The sequence below is a fragment of the Rhodococcus sp. 1168 genome (genome assembly GCF_002091955.1).
Lineage (GTDB): Bacteria > Actinomycetota > Actinomycetes > Mycobacteriales > Mycobacteriaceae > Rhodococcoides.
Window position 1 is genome coordinate 396,706 of record NZ_MKKY01000091.1, and the last position, 16,722, is coordinate 413,427.

General features: G+C 62.2%; 14 protein-coding genes and 1 pseudogene. 11 read left to right on the forward strand and 4 right to left on the reverse strand.

Annotation, left to right across the window (positions count from 1 at the left end):
- From BJI47_RS23860 to BJI47_RS22745, 7 genes are all read left to right on the forward strand, one after another.
- Complete coding sequence (locus tag BJI47_RS23860) at nucleotides 1-1,107, forward strand: S9 family peptidase (RefSeq protein WP_125458792.1); 1,107 nt, start codon at nucleotides 1-3, stop codon at nucleotides 1,105-1,107.
- Nucleotides 1,104-1,829, forward strand: coding sequence for a thioesterase II family protein (locus tag BJI47_RS23865; RefSeq protein WP_125458793.1), 726 nt, complete (start codon nucleotides 1,104-1,106; stop codon nucleotides 1,827-1,829). The genes BJI47_RS23860 and BJI47_RS23865 overlap by 4 nt, the downstream gene beginning before the upstream one ends.
- A complete protein-coding gene (locus tag BJI47_RS22725) occupies nucleotides 1,826-3,121 on the forward strand; it encodes an MFS transporter (protein ID WP_088945810.1) in 1,296 nt (431 codons plus the stop codon). Before BJI47_RS23865 ends, BJI47_RS22725 begins: the two co-directional genes overlap by 4 nt.
- The gene (locus tag BJI47_RS22730) at nucleotides 3,118-4,623 is read left to right on the forward strand and encodes an MFS transporter (RefSeq protein ID WP_088945811.1); all 1,506 of its coding nucleotides are present in this window, start codon (nucleotides 3,118-3,120) and stop codon (nucleotides 4,621-4,623) included. The genes BJI47_RS22725 and BJI47_RS22730 overlap by 4 nt, the downstream gene beginning before the upstream one ends.
- Nucleotides 4,620-6,137, forward strand: coding sequence for a class I adenylate-forming enzyme family protein (locus tag BJI47_RS22735; protein ID WP_088945812.1), 1,518 nt, complete (start codon nucleotides 4,620-4,622; stop codon nucleotides 6,135-6,137). Before BJI47_RS22730 ends, BJI47_RS22735 begins: the two co-directional genes overlap by 4 nt.
- Nucleotides 6,134-7,681, forward strand: a complete 1,548-nt coding sequence (locus BJI47_RS22740; protein WP_088945813.1) for a phosphopantetheine-binding protein — start codon at nucleotides 6,134-6,136, stop codon at nucleotides 7,679-7,681. Before BJI47_RS22735 ends, BJI47_RS22740 begins: the two co-directional genes overlap by 4 nt.
- Before the next feature lie 178 nt (nucleotides 7,682-7,859).
- Complete coding sequence (locus tag BJI47_RS22745) at nucleotides 7,860-8,666, forward strand: AfsR/SARP family transcriptional regulator (RefSeq protein WP_088945814.1); 807 nt, start codon at nucleotides 7,860-7,862, stop codon at nucleotides 8,664-8,666.
- Between the two features lie 55 nt (nucleotides 8,667-8,721).
- Here BJI47_RS22745 and BJI47_RS22750 read toward each other — a convergent pair whose 3' ends face one another.
- Nucleotides 8,722-10,011 (reverse strand): FAD-dependent monooxygenase, encoded by a 1,290-nt coding sequence (locus tag BJI47_RS22750; protein WP_125458794.1) that lies wholly within the window; start codon nucleotides 10,009-10,011, stop codon nucleotides 8,722-8,724.
- Nucleotides 10,012-10,270: 259 nt separating this feature from the next.
- Here BJI47_RS22750 and BJI47_RS22755 point away from each other — a divergent pair, with 259 nt between their 5' ends.
- From BJI47_RS22755 to BJI47_RS22765, 3 genes are read left to right on the forward strand one after another with little or no spacing between them, the layout of a single operon-like run.
- Nucleotides 10,271-11,503 (forward strand): cytochrome P450, encoded by a 1,233-nt coding sequence (locus tag BJI47_RS22755; protein WP_254900755.1) that lies wholly within the window; start codon nucleotides 10,271-10,273, stop codon nucleotides 11,501-11,503.
- The gene (locus tag BJI47_RS22760; RefSeq protein WP_088945816.1) at nucleotides 11,500-12,537 is read left to right on the forward strand and encodes a ketoacyl-ACP synthase III family protein; all 1,038 of its coding nucleotides are present in this window, start codon (nucleotides 11,500-11,502) and stop codon (nucleotides 12,535-12,537) included. The genes BJI47_RS22755 and BJI47_RS22760 overlap by 4 nt, the downstream gene beginning before the upstream one ends.
- A gap of 2 nt (nucleotides 12,538-12,539) precedes the next feature.
- Nucleotides 12,540-13,202 (forward strand): hypothetical protein, encoded by a 663-nt coding sequence (locus BJI47_RS22765; RefSeq protein WP_088945817.1) that lies wholly within the window; start codon nucleotides 12,540-12,542, stop codon nucleotides 13,200-13,202.
- 274 nt (nucleotides 13,203-13,476) lie between these two features.
- Here BJI47_RS22765 and BJI47_RS22770 read toward each other — a convergent pair whose 3' ends face one another.
- The 3 genes from BJI47_RS22770 to BJI47_RS22780 form a co-directional block, all read right to left on the reverse strand.
- A complete protein-coding gene (locus tag BJI47_RS22770; protein ID WP_088945818.1) occupies nucleotides 13,477-14,466 on the reverse strand; it encodes a diguanylate cyclase in 990 nt (329 codons plus the stop codon).
- Nucleotides 14,467-14,612: 146 nt separating this feature from the next.
- Entirely contained in the window at nucleotides 14,613-14,828 is a 216-nt protein-coding gene (locus BJI47_RS24275; protein ID WP_217808573.1) for a nucleotidyl transferase AbiEii/AbiGii toxin family protein, read from the reverse strand.
- A gap of 122 nt (nucleotides 14,829-14,950) precedes the next feature.
- Nucleotides 14,951-15,136, reverse strand: coding sequence for a hypothetical protein (locus BJI47_RS22780; RefSeq protein WP_088945820.1), 186 nt, complete (start codon nucleotides 15,134-15,136; stop codon nucleotides 14,951-14,953).
- 1,289 nt (nucleotides 15,137-16,425) lie between these two features.
- On the opposite strand from BJI47_RS22780, the pseudogene BJI47_RS24860 reads away from it, so the two are divergent.
- Nucleotides 16,426-16,614: pseudogene (locus tag BJI47_RS24860) on the forward strand (proline dehydrogenase family protein); the annotation flags it as partial.
- Nucleotides 16,615-16,722 lie beyond the last annotated feature (108 nt).

Below are 16,722 nucleotides of genomic sequence, written 5' to 3' on the forward strand. Positions count from 1 at the left end.
ATGGACTATCTCGACGAAGTGAAGAATCTGGTCGTCCTGCACGCACGGGCACAGGGAATGAGTGCTCGGCGTTGTCGGTCGACATTGGCCTCCATCACCACCCTGGACGACGGGGATGGCGGTTGGGCCGACGCATGGGTCGGTGCTGCAACCGCATTCGCGCATGAGGGGAAGCACCGAGACGCCGTTCAGTGTCTGAATCTGGCACGATTCCCGTTCGCGTCGACACCAGGGCAGAAGCAGGCCTACAAGGACTGCACCGTCCGGTTCGCAGCGTGGGCCGCCGACGTCGAGGGTGTGGAGAAGCTTGCGGCACGTATCGACGGCACCAACGTTCCCGTTTGGTTCCGTGGCCTGCCCAGCGATGGTCCGGCCCCGTTGCTTTTGGTGATCGGCGGGATCGTGAGCCCGAAAGAACAATGGGCGGACATCCTCGTTTCCGCCCGCGCCCTCGGCATGGCCGTAGTGATCGTCGATTTCCCCGGCGTCGGCGAGAACTCGACTCGATACACGGGGGCCAGTTCGATGCTCATCTCCGCGGTGGTGGACGCGGTAGCAGCACGAATGATGATCGACGGCGTTCATGCTCTTGCGATGAGCTTCGGCGGCACTGTCGTCCTGCGCGCTGCGACGACAGATCCACGTATTCGTTCCATCGTGACCGTCGGTGCCCCTGTCCGGTATCTCTTCAGCGCAGCCTCTCTCGCGGGCGAACTCCCCAGGACGACGGTTCGCACTCTCGAACATGTCACCGGCGCAACGGGATCGGATTTCGAATCGACCCTGGCGCAGTGCGCGCTCGACGATCGCGAACTCGATCGGATCAAGATACCGGTGCTTTACATCAGGAGCAGTCGCGACGAGATCACACCGGCGGCCGAGTCGCAGCTGCTGCTCGACCGGCTGGTGTGCTCGCGCGTCGTCGAATTCGACGACGTTCACGGGTCGCCGACACACATGACGGCCGTACGACTGTTGACGATCGGCGCGCTGACCCGGCAGTCGGGACGAAGGCCGATCACCGGCACGGCATTGTCGATATTGCTCTCGCTCGGCTCCCGGTTTCCGTTCCTGGCACCGATCGACCTGGGCCGGACTGCGGCATGACCGTCACCGACGCACCTACAGTGCTGTGCTTCCACCACGCCGGTGGATCCGCATCGGTATACCGACGCTGGACCGAGTCCGACGCATTGACCGTGGTGCCCGTCCACCTACCGGGCCGCGACGATCGCAGGCACGAGCCATGCTTCACCAATCTCGACGCCCTGGTCGACCTCCTCGAGATCGAACTTGCAGACGAGATGGACCGCCCCTACGTCCTGTTCGGCCACAGTATGGGCGCGCTCGTCGCCTACACACTTGCAACCCGAGCCCTCGAAGCAGGCCGTCGTCTCCCGGAATCACTTGTGGTGGCAGCAAGTTCACCACCACATCTGCCGACCCTGCCACTGCCACTGGACACACTGTCCGACCTCGAAATCGCCCGTAGCCTTGCGGCATTCGGCGGTCTTCCGCCGATGTTGCTCGAGCGGCCGGAATGGCTCGGCCCGCTCCTGACGGTGGTGAAAGACGACATCAGGGTCTGCCAGAGCGCTCGCCTTGCAACGGGCACATCGTTGCCGATACCGATTCACGCGATCGGTGGGACCGGCGATCTCCTGGTCGCCGCGGCGTCGCTGACACAGTGGGACCGACACACGACGAGCGACTTCACGGTCACCATGGTCGACGGCGGACATTTTCTCACGACCGACAACAGCGACGAACTGTTCGGCTTGGTCGAACGCATCGTTCGCACCACGGCTGAGTCGGTGGGCACCCGATGACACTGGACTCCGATCGTGACCTCCGTGCCGCGCGGCATGAGGGCGGCGACACGTCGCCGCCGCGCGGACTCGAGACCAGGCTCGCTCTCGCCGGACTGGCTGCATGGGTAGCCTTCTTCGCACCGACCCAAGTTCTTCTCGCTGTGGCGGCGGAACGCATGTACCCGGCCGACAAAGAGCTGTTCTTCGGTCTGATCTCCGCTGCAGGCAGCGTGGTGATGCTTCTCGCGTACCCCATAGTCGGTGCTCTGTCGGATCGTTGTCTACCTACGGTCGCCCGACGAACGGTGTCCATGATCGGTGTGGCCGTGGCCGTGGGCTGCCTGGTGATGGCGGGCCAAGCCGACAGCGGCCTCGAATTGGTGTTCTGGTGGTGCGCAACTCAGACCGGAATCGCCGCAATCCAGTGCGGGGTCGAGGCGAGTGTCGCCGACGAGATACCGACCCGACACCGCGCGCGGATCGGCGGAAAGCTCGCCGCCGCACAGATGTTCGCTGCTCTACTGGGAACGGTAGTCGCGTCGGTGTCGACCGATCTGTCGATTTCCTATTTGGTGGTTGCCGGCGTGGTCACGATGCTCGCGGCGCCGTTCATCGCGGTGTCGTTCATCGCGGCTCCGACGGCGCGTGACCCGGCACCGGCGCTTGCACACCCGACGGCACCACCGATTCGCGTCGGTCGGTCGAGCTCGACATCCGAACTGTGGCTGGGGTGGACCAGCCGAACCCTGGTGCTGTTCGGACTCGGCAACATCACCCAGTTCCTGTACTTCTTCGTTCACGACGAACTCGCGCGGCCAGAGCCGGCAAGCGCCCTCATCCTGTTGACCGGCCTTTTCGTGGTCTCGGTCGTGCTCAGCGCCCTGATCTGCGGCACGATATCCGATCGGATCGCGGACCGTACCGGACCCGCAGTGATCGGTTCCGCCGTCGCAGGTGTCGCCGCATCGACCTTCGGCTTCGTGGACTCGTGGCCCCTGATCCTGTGTGCAGCAGCCGTACTCGGTGCAGGACTCGGCGCGTTCATGGGACCGGCCTTCGCACTGCTCACCGAACTCCTGCCCGATCCCAAGCATTACGGCCGTGACCTCGGCCTGCTCAATACAGCGGTCGTTGCTCCCAGCGCCCTCGCACCGATAGTCGGCGTCGCCATGCTGCGGTTGGAGCACGGTTTCACGGTGCTCTACACGGTCGCGGGCACGTCGCTCCTCCTCGGCTCGGTCACAATGTACGTGCTGCGTCTTCGCACTCGGGACAGTCGCGAGCACACTGTCGCGGTGAATCCGCTGTGACCGTCACCGAGGTGCGGGCTGTGCGACGGTCCTGGGTAGTTCTGGTCGCAATGTCGGCGGCCGTCACGATCGTCATCTTCAACAGCTCGGCCGTCAACGTCGCACTGCCTTCCATGTCGACGGACCTAGGATTGTCCTCGGCTGCACTGCGTCTCGTCGTGGTCGTCTACTCGGCGACATTCGCAGCCATGCTGTTGCCCGCAGGGCATCTGTGCAACCGAATCGGTGCCCGAACAGTCTTGTTGATCGGCCTCCTGTCCACGGGGCTCGGCGGCGCAGCAGCCGCCTCCGTCGACAACGTGCCTGCAATCATGCTCGCCCGCGCACTGATGGGCATCGGTGCGGCCTTCGTGATGCCGTCGACCCTCGCACTCGTCGTGGCGACCGCCTCGGATGCCGGGCGATCTCGCGCTATCGCCGTGTGGAGCGCGGTCTCGGTGGCCGGTGCCGCAGGTGGACCGATTGTGGGTGGAGTTCTCGTCGAAGGATGGGGATGGAACTACATCTTCGGCGTGTCCGCCGCCGGATCCGCTGTCATGGCCCTGGTGGTCCTCGGTGTGGTGTCACCGACGGCCACGCTGCCACGGTCTGCTGTGAACGGTCGGCTCCTGGTGCTGGCGTCCGGAGCGATCACCACCTTCGTCCTGGGTGTGACGGTCGTCAGCGACGAGACTATCGTCGGTGCCGTCCTCATCGGGGTCGCCGGGATCCTGGCTCTCGCGGCATGGGTTTCTCGGTCGCGCAAGCAATCCGGTTCGTTCTCGGCCGATCTCACGGACTCGGATCCCACGACAGCGCGCCATCGACGTCGGGAGTTCTTCGGGGCGTCCGTATCGAACATGTTGTTGTTCTTCGCGCTCGCCGGCACCCTGTTCGTGCTTACGCAGAAGCTTCAGTTCCAATTCGAACTGTCCCCATCGTCGGCCGGTCTCGCCGTAGCCCCGGTAACGGTCGCGCTGATCCTCGGGGTCACGTCGTCCACACCGTGTTCGAACCGTTTCGGTCGACGGCCGGTGGTAGTGGCCGGACTGATCGTCGCAGCGCTGGCATCGGTGACCCTGTCGCTGGTCGGAGGCGAACTCCACATCGTGCTCGGAGCGGTATTCGTAGCCGGGCTCGGCGTCGGGTTGGCCCTACCTCTGGTGACCGAGTCGATGGTCGCGGCAGTGCCCTCGCATCGGGTGGGTGAAGCCGCCGCCGTCCACGACACGATGCAGGAGATCGGGTACGCACTCGGCGTCGCCGTCCTCGGTTCCGTGCTGTCGGTCGTCTATGGCTCGAACCTGCACGGACCATCCGTCGACAACGCATCGCTCGGGGCCACTCTCCTCGAGGCCGATCGACTGGGTGACGACGCATTGCGCGAATCGGCCATGTCCGCTTTCTCCACAGGGTCAACGGTCGCCTTCTGTGTGGGCGGGGTGTTCCTCGTGGCCGGCGCAATCATCGCCCACCTGTACCTTCCCCCGGCAGAATACCGAGTCCGAAACGGAGTGCAATGAACACGACCCTTATTTCGACGCCCCCGACCTCTGAACCCCTGCACGTCATACCTTCTGATCTGCTCGACCTGACCGCGATCGAGTCACCGACGTCCGTCGCGCTCCACGCACCCGATGGGCGAACGGTCGACTACCGGACGCTCGCCGAGTTGGTCGCGACCACATCGACGGCTCTTGTGGCCGCGAGTGTCGGCCGCGGTGATCGCGTCGTCACCCGATTGACCAACGACGTTCCTGCTGTGGCGATGGTGTTCGCGGCTTGGTCAGTCGGCGCCGTTGCAGTCCCCCTCCCACCGTCCATGACGGACATTCAATTAGCCTCTGTCGCAGACGATTGCACACCCGCACTCGTGGTCGTCGAGCAGCTCCCGGAAAACACGGCGGCCTTCGCGTCTCCGGTGCTGACCTGGGTCGGCCTCGGCACCGCGAAGCCACCCGAACCGACCCTCCGACGACCGGTCCACGACGACGAACCAGCACTGCTGATGTACACCTCCGGCAGCACCTCCAAGCCCAAGGGCGTCATCTGTCCGGCAGCGGCAATCGTATTCGCTGTAGGTTCGATCGGGCGGCAGCTCGAGTACCGAGCAAGCGACACCGTTCTGCTCATGTCGCCTCTGTCCTTCGACTACGGCCTCTATCAGGTTCTGCTGTCGTTCGCGTCCGGTGCGTCCGTGGTACTCGCCGATGCCTCGAACGCCCTGGGCCTGCTCAGGACGATCAGATCGCGACCCGTGACCGTGGTGCCTGCGGTTCCAGCAGTTGCAGGAATGCTGCACACTCTGCTGTCCCGCGGTGGCAGCGTCGACACGGTTCGGATGGTCACCAATACCGGCGCGGACCTGCCGCCGTCCCGGATCGCCGAGCTTCGCATCATATTTCCCCATGCGGCGATCATCGCCATGTACGGCATCACCGAATGCAAGCGCGTCACCATCGCCGAGCCGGACCTGGACCTTGATCGTCCAGGGTCGGTGGGACGAGCTATTCCGGGAACTCGGATCGCCGTGCTCGACGACTCGGGGCGCCCTGTCGAACCTGGGACCGACGGTCAGATCGTTGCCATCGGACCACATGTCATGGCCGGATACTGGGGCGCGGGCGAACTGACTGCCGAACGCTTCGGCGTCGACGCGCTCTCGGGCGAACGAATGTTGCTCACCGGCGATTACGGTCGCATCGACGCCGACGGCTATCTGTACTTCACCGGTCGTCGCGACGACATCTTCAAAGCCGCCGGCGTCCGGACCAGCGTGTCCGAAATATCCGCCGCCGTCGAATCACTGGACATCGTGCAGTCGGTAATCGTCCTCAAGCCCACCGACGAACATGGTTTGTCGATCGTCGTGACGGCCACCGCGTCGGGAAGCGAAATTTTGAGCGCTCTCGCCGCAGTACTCGAACCAGCCAAGATACCGACACGATGCGTCGTACTCGACGAACTCCCCCTCACTCCCAACGGAAAAGTCGACACTCGCCGCGCAGAGCTCGCACTGACGAAGGACACACCATGACACGCAACACGGACATCGCTCGTACATTCGGGACACCGGTCTACATCTTCGACGCGGACAAACTCGACGCGGCCGCGCGCGATCTCACCCGCGCGCTACCACAGCCGAGTTCCATCTATTTCTCACTGAAGGCAAATCCCAATCCCGCAGTGGCCGAGGTACTTCGACTCGCAGGGTGCTCCGCGGAAGTCAGCTCGATCGGCGAGCTCGACGCAGCCTTGTCCGCCGGATTCCCCGCGGCGGACATCATCTACACCGGGCCGGGAAAGACGGACGAGGAAATCGTTCACGCCATTGCCAGCGGCGTCCGGGAGTTCTCCTCCGAATCTCGAACCGACCTTCGGCGCCTGTCCGCCCTCGCCGACGGATTGTCCGTCGGAATCGGCATTCTGCTTCGGGTCAACAGCGATTCGGCCCCGGGCGGTGCAGGGATGCGCATGACGGGAGCGTCGTCGCAGTTCGGAATCGATACCGGCACAATGCCCTTGACCCGCGACGACATCGACCTTCCGTCGATCGAGGTGCACGGGTTCCACTTCTACCCCCTCAGTAACGCATCCGACGAGTCCGCGCTCGTGGTCGAGATGATCAACAGCATCGATACGGCCTGCAGACTGCGCGACGAACTCGGAATCGAGCTGAAGGTTCTCGATCTCGGTGGCGGTTTCGCTGCGCCGTACGCATCCTCCGGACGCAGGCCGATTTACCAGCAGCTCCAAGAGTCCATCGCGAGTGCGCTCGATGCCCGGCTGCCGGGCTGGCGTACCGGGGAGACAAGAATCGTGTTCGAGTCCGGCCGGTATCTCACGGCGGACTCCGGGGCGCTCGTCGCGCAGATCATGGATGTCAAAGACAGCCGCGACCGACGATATGTGATCACGGACACCGGAATTCACCATGTCGGCGGTCTGTCCGGCATTGGACGCGTTCTACCCGTGTCTGCACATGTCATGGCCGGGGCGACGCGCGGGGACGTCACCGGAATCGAGACCGACGACGACACGGATACGCGTGACATCGTCATCGCAGGGCCGCTGTGCACACCGGCCGACGTACTCAACAGGAACGCCGACCTCGCCGACCCCCACCCAGGCGACTTGATCGAGATTCCCAACGTCGGTGCCTACGGGCTGTCTGCGAGCTTGATGGGATTCCTTTCCCGGCCCGCTCCCGCCGAGGTACTCGTTCGTGGAACCGAAACGATATCAGCCACAAGAATTCACTTCGACAGACAGGATCTGACTATGACCACACACGACGCACAGCAGCCGGCGGATCACACACCCGAGACGGCGTGGGATCGAAACTTCGAACGCCACATTTCGCGAGCCATTCCCCGTCTGTCGATCGACGGCGGCCTGAAGGCCGACGAGGACCTCAAGAATGCCGGATTGGATTCGCTGGCGCTCGTCGCGCTGTTGGGCGACCTCGAACGTGAATACCGAATAGCGATCACCGATGACCAGCTGACGGCCGAGAATTTTGCCACTCCCGACTCGATTTGGTCGCTGGTCACGCGAGCACGAGACGCTGTCTCGTTGTAACTCCGCGTAGCGGATACTTGCTCGGCAGTATCGATTCGGCAGTATCGATTTCGAGCAGGTGTCCGCAGCACGACCCCAATATGAACAGATCACTCTCACAACGAGAAATATGTTCCATTTCGGTAATATCGGACTTCGGCAGAAGCTAAGTAGAACCGAATGAAGGAAACTCACCAGAATGAGCGTGTCGAAACTCGAGGGTAGAGGTATTTCGATCAAAACATTCGGCGCCCTCGAACTGGATTCACAAGACACAGTGTTCGAGATTCCCAGCGGGACGAAGCTCAGGTCGGTGTGGGCTTCCCTGGTGATCGACCCAGGCAATACTGTCTCGATGGAGACCGTGGCAGACATCGTGTGGGGGTCCAATCAACCCAAGCGCAGCCGTGAATCCATACACGTCTACATTTCGCAGCTTCGTTCGTTCCTCGATTCCTGTGGCCACTTTCCAGGACTCATCGAAACCCGAGCCGGCGGATATCGACTCGCAGTGAACAAACTTGACGTCGATTGGTGTGTGTTCGACGATGCGGTCAAGAACGCCCGCCCCAAGGCCAGATCCGGAGATCTCGACGGTGCCTGGGAGGACTTCGAAGTCGCGCTGGCGTTGTACCGCGGCCCTTTTCTCTCGGGACTATCGGACAGTCCGCTACTGGAAGCAGCCGTGGACGAGATGAACGAGGGTTACCTCGCGTGTCTGGAGCAACGCAACGAAGTGATGCTGGCACGCGGAGAAGTCGCCCCACTGATCGGCGAGCTGCGTAAACTGACCCGGCAGTTTCCTGTGCGCGAAACGATGCACCGCCAACTGATGCGGGCGTTGTACCTGTCCGAGCGGCAGATCGAGGCGCTCGAGGTCTACAACCGATTGCGGCACACGCTCCAAGGAGACTACGGAGTCGAGCCCGGTCGGCAAGTTCGCAGCGTGCACCAATCCATTCTCGAACGCGATTGCGAAGCGATCCGAGAGATGATCCTCCTGTAGTGCAACGCAATACACCGATACCGATGTCGCATCGGTATCGGCGTATTGCATGTTCTCAGACTTCGACGCGTGCCCCGGCGCGGATGGCCGCAAGTCGGTCGACGGCCTGCCTGGCAACACTGTCGGAGTTCAACAGGCTGTAGTAGATCGGACCCCAGATCCTTTTCTTCAGGAACGCCGATCGCTCGATAGCGCGGTAGATGGAACGGCGTCCGATCTCCGCGGCAATTCCCCGTTGCGCGAAGGCCAACTCCTGACGCATTTGCAGCGAACGTGCGGCCTCGACCGATTCCTCGCGCAGCGCCTGAAAACGTCTGCAGGCGTCGTCGACTGCGATGTCCGTCGAGTGGGTGAGGGCCGGCGGCAACAGATCCGCCAGTACGACGCCGTCGAGAATAGCGTGATTGACACCCTGAGCCAGGACCGGTGAAAGTGTATGCGCCGCATCACCGATCGCCACGAGGCCCGGAGTCGACCAACGCGGTGTGTAGCTGGTGAAAATATCCAGCACGGACGTATCGCGCCACGAACCGATTTGTTCCGCAACCGTGTCGGCGAGTTCCGGTACGAGTCGGGCGATTCGATCGTGCAGCGCAGGCAAACCGGATGCGCGAATCTCACGAAGTCCACCCGGTGGGATGTTGACACCGAGACGTACGAGGTCCGGGATCGTCGGAATGCACATGACGTGGGAATCGGCTTTCATGCGAACCTGATAGCGCGATCGGTCCCAGGATTCCGGCGCGGTCACCTTGATCCACAGGAAGTCACGTTGCATCGGTTTGCGCCGGGACGGAAGCGATGCCATCGCCGTCGTAGTCCCGTAACGTCCGTCCGCAGCGACCACGAGACGGGAGCGCACCGAATGCATTATTCCGTTGCAGCGGAAGCGGACTCCGCTGATCCGCCCGGAGGTACGGTCGAGTTCGGTGACCGTCGCAGCACGAATCATCCGGAGTTTCTTGTGATCGGCTCCGACGAACATCGCGTCGAGCAGCACGTCCTGGGGGACCTCGGTCGGTAGTTCGGAGTCGCGTCGAAGTTCCTCGAACCTGAGCGAGAGAACCGAGGTCCCGGAATCGACGATTCGGAGTCCGTCGACTGTCATGTACGACGCCGGGGACAGATGATCGAACACGCCGAGTGCTCGGAGCACGAACACCGAGTCCGGTGAGATGGACTCGCCGCGAAAGGATCTGGTCGAGGTTGCCGATCCCTCGAGTACAGTGACATCGACACCGTGCATCGCCAATGCCACCCCGAGCGCCATGCCTGCGGGACCACCGCCGACGACCAGTACATCGGTGTCGATCGTCTCGCCCTCGTTCGGAATGTATTCGCCCACGATGCGGCTCCCCTGGTTCTTGGATTCGAGTGTATCGACCGACCGTAGCAAGCAACGAATTCATTTGGATTGCACTGTGATTGCATCTCGCCAAAGACTCGCTAAAGGTCCTGCAGAGGAGCGTTGACCGGCTCGTACACACCAGCTTAACCTTCGACGAGATCGCTTCCCACGTCCCGAAAGGCTGCTACCGCAGATGCAGAACGGAAACGACGGCGCTCGTTGCCCATACTCATACCCCTTCGAGCGGCCCTCAGCCATGGAGATCGCCTCCGAGTACAGCACCATACAAACCGATGAGGCCGTCGCTGTGGTGAATATGCCGTCGGGCGATTCCGCTTTCCTCGTCACGCGATACGAAGACGTCAAGACCGTCCTCGGTGATCGACGATTCTCCCGAGCTGCCACGTTGGCCGAAGGCGCGCCTCGGCTGGGTCCGGTTCCACAGAACTTCCCCACCCTGCTCAACATGGATCCACCCGACCACTCCCGCGTCCGAAAGATGATCAGCGGCACGTTCACCGCTCGGCGCGTGAACACGCTCGTTCCGCACATCGAACAGCACGTCTCATCGTTCCTGACGGATATGATCGTCGCCGGACCCGACGCCGACCTGATCGAGTCGTTCGCAGCAAAGCTGCCGGTACAGATCATCTGTGAGTTGCTGGGCGTCCCCATGTCGGATCGTCCGCAGTTCGGTGCCTGGTCCAGGGCATTCCTGGCGACGACGAGCAAAGAATACACACCTGAGCAGGTCAAAGAAGCGCAGGTTGCGCTGTTCACCTATCTCAATCAGCTGATCGAGACGAAGAAGGCCGATCCGCAGGGCGACATACTCTCGGAACTTGCCGTTCAAAACGCGGAAGACCCCAGAATCTCCGATCTCGAACTGGTCTTCCTCGGTGTGACCCTCCTCGTCGCCGGGCACGAAACGACCGTCAACATGATCGGCAACGGAATCTTTGCTCTGCTGCTCGAGCCCACGAAACTGGACGAGCTCAGGGACCGTCCCGAACTCATCGACACCGCCATCGAAGAGCTACTGCGCCTGTTCGGTCCCGGGACGGAAGGGTTGCTGCGCATCGCAACCGAGGACGTCGAACTGTCCGGAGTCCTGATCCCCGCCGGTAGCGCGGTCCTCCCGAGTCTCGTTGCGGCCAATCGCGACGAGGACAAGTTCGAGGACGCGCAGTCGTGCGCCCTCGATCGAGACGAGGCTCAGCATCTGTCCTTCAGCCACGGCCCCCATTTCTGCATCGGCGCTTCCCTGGCCCGCGCCGAGCTCAGGATCTCCTTCAACGAGATCCTTCGCCGCCTACCCGGCCTCGCGCTTGCCGTCGATCCCGCCGAAGTTCCTCGACCGGAGGGCCTGCTGGTGAACGGCGTCGCACGGCTGCCCATCACCTGGGACGCCGACGCCGCACGCGCATTGCACGAGAAGGACTCCCACACGTTGCTCGACTCACACACACTGCAGGAGCAGATCCAATGAAGGTCACCGACACATACATCACCGGCACCGGGCACTGGTTGCCGGAAAGCGTCACCAGTCAATGGGCCGTCGAGGCCGGGTTGTACTCCCAGGAAGATCGCGACGCCGACGGCTTCATCGGCGCCTGCATCGAAAAGGAACTCGCTCCCCCACAGATGGCCGTCAACGCCGCGCGGGACGCCATCGACAACGCCGGTATCGCCCCCACCGACATCTCTGTCGTGTTCCACAGCAGCATCTGGTTCCAGGGCGTGGACATGTGGCCGTCGGCCTCGTACGTCGCCGCTCATGCCGCCCACTCGGGAGCCAGAGCATTCGACCTCCAGCAGCAGTGCAACGTCGGACTCGGCGGCATGGAGCTTGCGTCGCAGTTGTTGACTGCGATGGAAGACGGAAACATATTGATGACGACGGCCGACCGCTTCGGTGGCGATCGCATCGACCGGTGGAAGACCGAGAACGGCGTCGTATACGGCGACGGTGCCGGGGCGATTGTGTTGAGCCGCAACCCCGGTGCCTTCCGAATCCTCTCCACGTTCACGCAGGCGGAGAACGACTTGGAGAAGGTCGTGCGGGGACCCGAGTTCCGCGAGAACCCCGAAGCCGGGATCATCGACATCACCTCCCGATTCACTCATTTCATCGGAACCGGAGGAATGCGCGAGGCGGCCGGTCGTCTCGTATCTGCGGTGAAAAACTCGGTGGCAGGTGCCTTGGAGGACGCGGACTGCGAGATCGGCGAGATGGCCCACGTCGTCATCCCCGCTGTCGGGCGGACCAAGCTGGATTGGCAACTGCAGGAGCTCATTCCGGTCGATCTCGACAGGACCAACTGGAGCTTTGCAAGTACGACCGGCCACCTCGGATCCGGTGACCAGTTCGTCGGGCTGAGCGCGCTGCAGGCGGCCGGAACACTGAGCGACGGCGACAAGGTTCTGCTCGTCGGCGGGGGCGCCGGTTTCACCTGCACGAGTGTCGTTCTAAAGTACAGTGCTACGAACTTCGGCACCGCACCATCGACTGAGGAGAAGTAATCGTGACGTCGGCAAAAGCAGGCAGTGCACTGTGGGCGTTCGCCGCAGTCATGTTTCTCGCCTACCCGATCATGCGGCCGTACTCGACCGAGGTCGGTATGGAAGGCGCCGAGGCATTCGCGCAGACGAATTGGGTTGTCGCCCACGTGAGTGCGATGTTGGGATTCGTTGCCATCGCGCTTGCCCTCCGAAGCCTCGAACACGTCGTCGCGGCGACAGCCGGTGCAGCGACTGCAGGAACTGCCGTTGTTCTCACGTGGATCGGCGTCGGGCTGACGTTGACCTACTACGGCGCCGAGGCCTTCGCCCTCAACGCCGTCGGCGCGAAGGCGGTCTCCGACGCCGAGCCCGCGATCATGGATCTCGCGGATCCCATCAGGAACGGCGCCGTGCAGATTTCGATGTTCGGTATCGGACTGGTCCTGGTCCTTGTCGGCGGCATCTTCGCAGCCCTGGCCGTTCGACGGTCCGGCGTGCTACCAGCCTGGGCCGGCCTGCCGATCGCAGTGGGTCTCGCACTCTTTCTGCCGCAGTTCTTTGCTAGTCCCGCGCTCCGTATCGGCCACGGGGTCGTCATGTTCGTCGGTTGTGTCGTCATGGCCTGGGCCATGTGGAATGCGCGCACCGAACGTGTCAAGACCGATCTGGCGGCCGCCTCCCACTGAGGACGAGCATCCGACTGTGACGGCCTCGTCTGGTTCACCGCTGCAGTGAGCGATTCGGAGATGCCATCACAGCGGGGCTGCGCAGTTGGCGACACCGAGTACCTGATTCCGTTCAACCGGTTCGACCGCTACTGGGCAGTCCCACACACGTGGGTTGTCTGAGCGGGTCCATCGTCCGACTTCCTTGGGCCGAGCAAACCGGTACGCATTGCCTCGGGGTCGACCACCGATATTGATCGGGATGGCAACGCAAAGGGCCGCGCTGCCATCCCGATCAGTCTCGCGATCTGCTGCGTTTGTCGAGATACAGGTCGCTGTCGGCGCGCGCCAAAATCTCCGCAACAGGTTCACCGCCGGTAGTCGAAGATGCGACACCGACACTGACGTGCGACAGGCGTTGGCGGGTGGCCTGCACGAACGCCTCCACTACCTCATCGCGGTGCCCGGCCAACATGGCCGCGAATTCGTCCCCACCGAGCCGAGCAATGACTGTTCCCGGCGGTGCCAACCCCCTCCAAACCTGTGCCAACTCGACCAACATCGCGTCACCCACGCGGTGCCCATCTGTGTCGTTGACGGTCTTGAAGTCATCGACATCGATCGCTACCACCGTCAGGGAGTTCGGAGCTGGTGTGTGTCGCCGGATCTGCTCGGTGGGGCGCGCTTCCGAGGCCGCTATTTCCCATCCCGCTCGATTGAACACTCCCGTCAACGGATCAGTGCACGAGGCGATGATCAACTCTTTGGTCACAGCACCGAACGTTTCCGCCGCACCGACGATTGCCACCACGAACACCAAATAGCTGATGGGAGACAACGGCGCCGGTGCCCACCACACCGCCGCCAGCACACACGCAACGAGGACACCGATCAAGACACGAGCCGGACGGTTCCGATGGAATGCGCGGATGTACATCGCCACAAACATCACCGCAATCAAACACAGAAACTGTGCCGAGGTCAGGACATGGAACGCCATCACCATAGGCGAGGCGATCAATGCAGCCCCCAACGCCACCCGATGCCCCACAACGGTGCGCGGCCGCACCCATAACGCAACCAACCCCGCGACGCCGACAACGATCGCAATCACCCCACCGGTGATGTTCGCGGTAACCCGATCACCGTGCGGCAAAATCGATGCTGCCACCCCCGCCACGTACAGCATCGTCGTCAACGCCAGATACTGCTTCAACAAACGTGTCTGCAATCGCGCCAACCCATGAGCCGATCCCGGATGCAGAAAGTGATTCAACAACGGCATGTATCACAGCCTGCCAGCAACGACACTCATAATCACGGTGACCGGCGCCGATGACATCACAAAACCCCGCCACGGCGCCACGGAACTCGGGGCACATCAAAGTCTCCGGACTCGCCGGTGCGGTTCACCAGCGGAGACCTCCAAACTCAGAGCGGTTGCGAGGCAACTTCGCCGGCGCGGCTCGACAGAAGTTCTCGCTCGAAGCGCAAACGAAGTGCGTAGACGTCGACGAAGTCTCGCGCCTCCGCACGGTCGAAGAGTGCGACCACTTTTCGCCCCGCGAGTTCTTCCGGCGCGAACGTAGGACACACCACACTCGCAGTCGCAGGCATGCCCGGTACAGAATCCAGAGCTAGGTCCATCAGCAAATCTTCATCACCGTGAACAAAGCAGGCGGCAGAAGGTCTCAGCGTTCTGAATACGCTCGATCCGTCAGCCGAGGCCGACGGCAACAGATTCGAATTCATCCCTCGCGACACGCACTTCACCACCCAGCCCTGCTGGTGAAGAAGTCCAAATCCCCGCGTCGGACGGCAACAGACAGATTTTGCGCTACCAAAGTTGCTCCGCCTGCCAGCAGAAAGCCACCACTGGCCGGCAGCGTGAAGAACAACCGCGCTATGCGAACCTGGAAGGCAGTGGGCACCCCGCTATCTCCCGGATCGCTCATGCGAAGAACGACAGATCCCAGGTCGCCGCCACGACCCGAACGCAGGTCGACTCCCGACCGTCCGACTCTTTCTGGAAGTGTTTGGGCACGAAAAAGACCCTCTGTCCCGCACGTGCGTGCAGGTCAGAGGGTCTCTTGCGCTCCCCCGGCTGGACTCGAACCAGCAACCGTCCGATTAACAGCCACATGAGACCTATTCCGGTAGGTCCACATGAAACCACCACAGCGCCCCTGACCAGCACTGATCGTCCACAACGTAACATCCGAATCCATGCTTGCACGTACCCACTTGTGACAACTGTGTGACAACCGTTTGGGGTCGGCGGTCGACGCTCGGGCCGGTAAACGGCAGTTACCGCACCGTCAAGCTGAGTTGACGTCCATCGCTGTCATGGTTTCGGCGGTCAGGTTGACGGTATATCTATTATCGGCAATGATTGTCACTACAATTAAGGCTGGTCTTGTGGACCCAACTCATCAGACAACCGTGCGCGGCCAGCTTGTTGACTACGGCTCGTCAAGGCCCTGCCGGTCATCGTGCTCAAGAGCGTCTGCGCGGCAAATTTGGGTCACACAAGGTTCGGGCAGGGTTTGGTGTGCCAAAGCGCCTCTTGCCACCAGTGCACACTCTCGCCGATCTGGATCTCGTGCTGGCAATGGGGGCAAATTGTCGCCCCTCGATCCCAGCCCTCGATAATCGGCGCGGGATACTCGAAACTTTTTGCCATCACTTGTCCTAAGTGGTCGACGGTGGGAAGTCACGTTCTCACACGTTAGCTGGTGGCCGATCTGGACCTGGCCGTTGGCCAACCGCCCTGACTGGTGAGGTTGACCGACGCTGAAAGGTGCTGAACGTGCCGTGGGTCAGTGTCGGTACGGCCGCGGACCGACGGGGTACACACAACACCGGCAAGGTTGGATCAATCCATGAGCTTGCATCCGATTGATCTAGCGCTGCAACTATTGACCGAACACGACACGCCGGATACGCGCCTGGCGGTCATCTTCTCGTTCTACTCACAGGAGACCTCGAGGGTGCTGGCCGACCCACCCACGCCTCGGCAGTGCCAGGACGTGCACGAGTGGCTGGTGTCTATGCGTGGAACCACGAAAGCCGCGTACCTTCCCGACTTTCGTGTCGACTGGCCGACACGTCGCCCTGTGGCAGCACTTTCACCCAGGTCGAAGATGAGTTCGATAGCTCAACTTCCCTGCAACGCATGCGAACCGGTATCGGACGCCGTGATCCAGCACTTGCCGATTCAGGTCGAGCCGACCGCCGCTCCTCTGACTTCGAGTTCCAGATGCTCTACGGAATACGAGATGTGGAACAACGGCGGCTGGCCTAGGAACAACAGCACGTGCGAGTGTATGTCCCCTACGGGGAGCAGTGATATGGGTACTTCATGCGACGACTCGCCGAACGACCAGCCAACCTAGCGTTTTTTCTTCGCTCGCTCACCTCGCAGAAGTATTGACCACGATGCCGATGCCCCTTCGGAGGCATCGGCATCTACGCTGCGCGTCCATCTCACAAACGCACCCGGCGGCGAATAAGCACGACAAGCATCGTGCCAAGTGTCTGG

Bases quoted from the DNA above. Each gene is read 5' to 3' on its own strand.
- BJI47_RS23860 (WP_125458792.1), top strand. From the start codon at position 1: ATGGACTATCTCGACGAAGTGAAGAATCTGGTCGTCCTGCACGCACGG.
- BJI47_RS23865 (WP_125458793.1), top strand. From the start codon at position 1,104: ATGACCGTCACCGACGCACCTACAGTGCTGTGCTTCCACCACGCCGGT.
- BJI47_RS22725 (WP_088945810.1), top strand. From the start codon at position 1,826: ATGACACTGGACTCCGATCGTGACCTCCGTGCCGCGCGGCATGAGGGC.
- BJI47_RS22735 (WP_088945812.1), top strand. From the start codon at position 4,620: ATGAACACGACCCTTATTTCGACGCCCCCGACCTCTGAACCCCTGCAC.
- BJI47_RS22740 (WP_088945813.1), top strand. From the start codon at position 6,134: ATGACACGCAACACGGACATCGCTCGTACATTCGGGACACCGGTCTAC.
- BJI47_RS22745 (WP_088945814.1), top strand. From the start codon at position 7,860: ATGAGCGTGTCGAAACTCGAGGGTAGAGGTATTTCGATCAAAACATTC.
- BJI47_RS22755 (WP_254900755.1), top strand. From the start codon at position 10,271: ATGGAGATCGCCTCCGAGTACAGCACCATACAAACCGATGAGGCCGTC.
- BJI47_RS22760 (WP_088945816.1), top strand. From the start codon at position 11,500: ATGAAGGTCACCGACACATACATCACCGGCACCGGGCACTGGTTGCCG.
- BJI47_RS22770 (WP_088945818.1), bottom strand. From the start codon at position 14,466: ATGCCGTTGTTGAATCACTTTCTGCATCCGGGATCGGCTCATGGGTTG.
- BJI47_RS24275 (WP_217808573.1), bottom strand. From the start codon at position 14,828: ATGGACCTAGCTCTGGATTCTGTACCGGGCATGCCTGCGACTGCGAGT.
- BJI47_RS22780 (WP_088945820.1), bottom strand. From the start codon at position 15,136: ATGAGCGATCCGGGAGATAGCGGGGTGCCCACTGCCTTCCAGGTTCGC.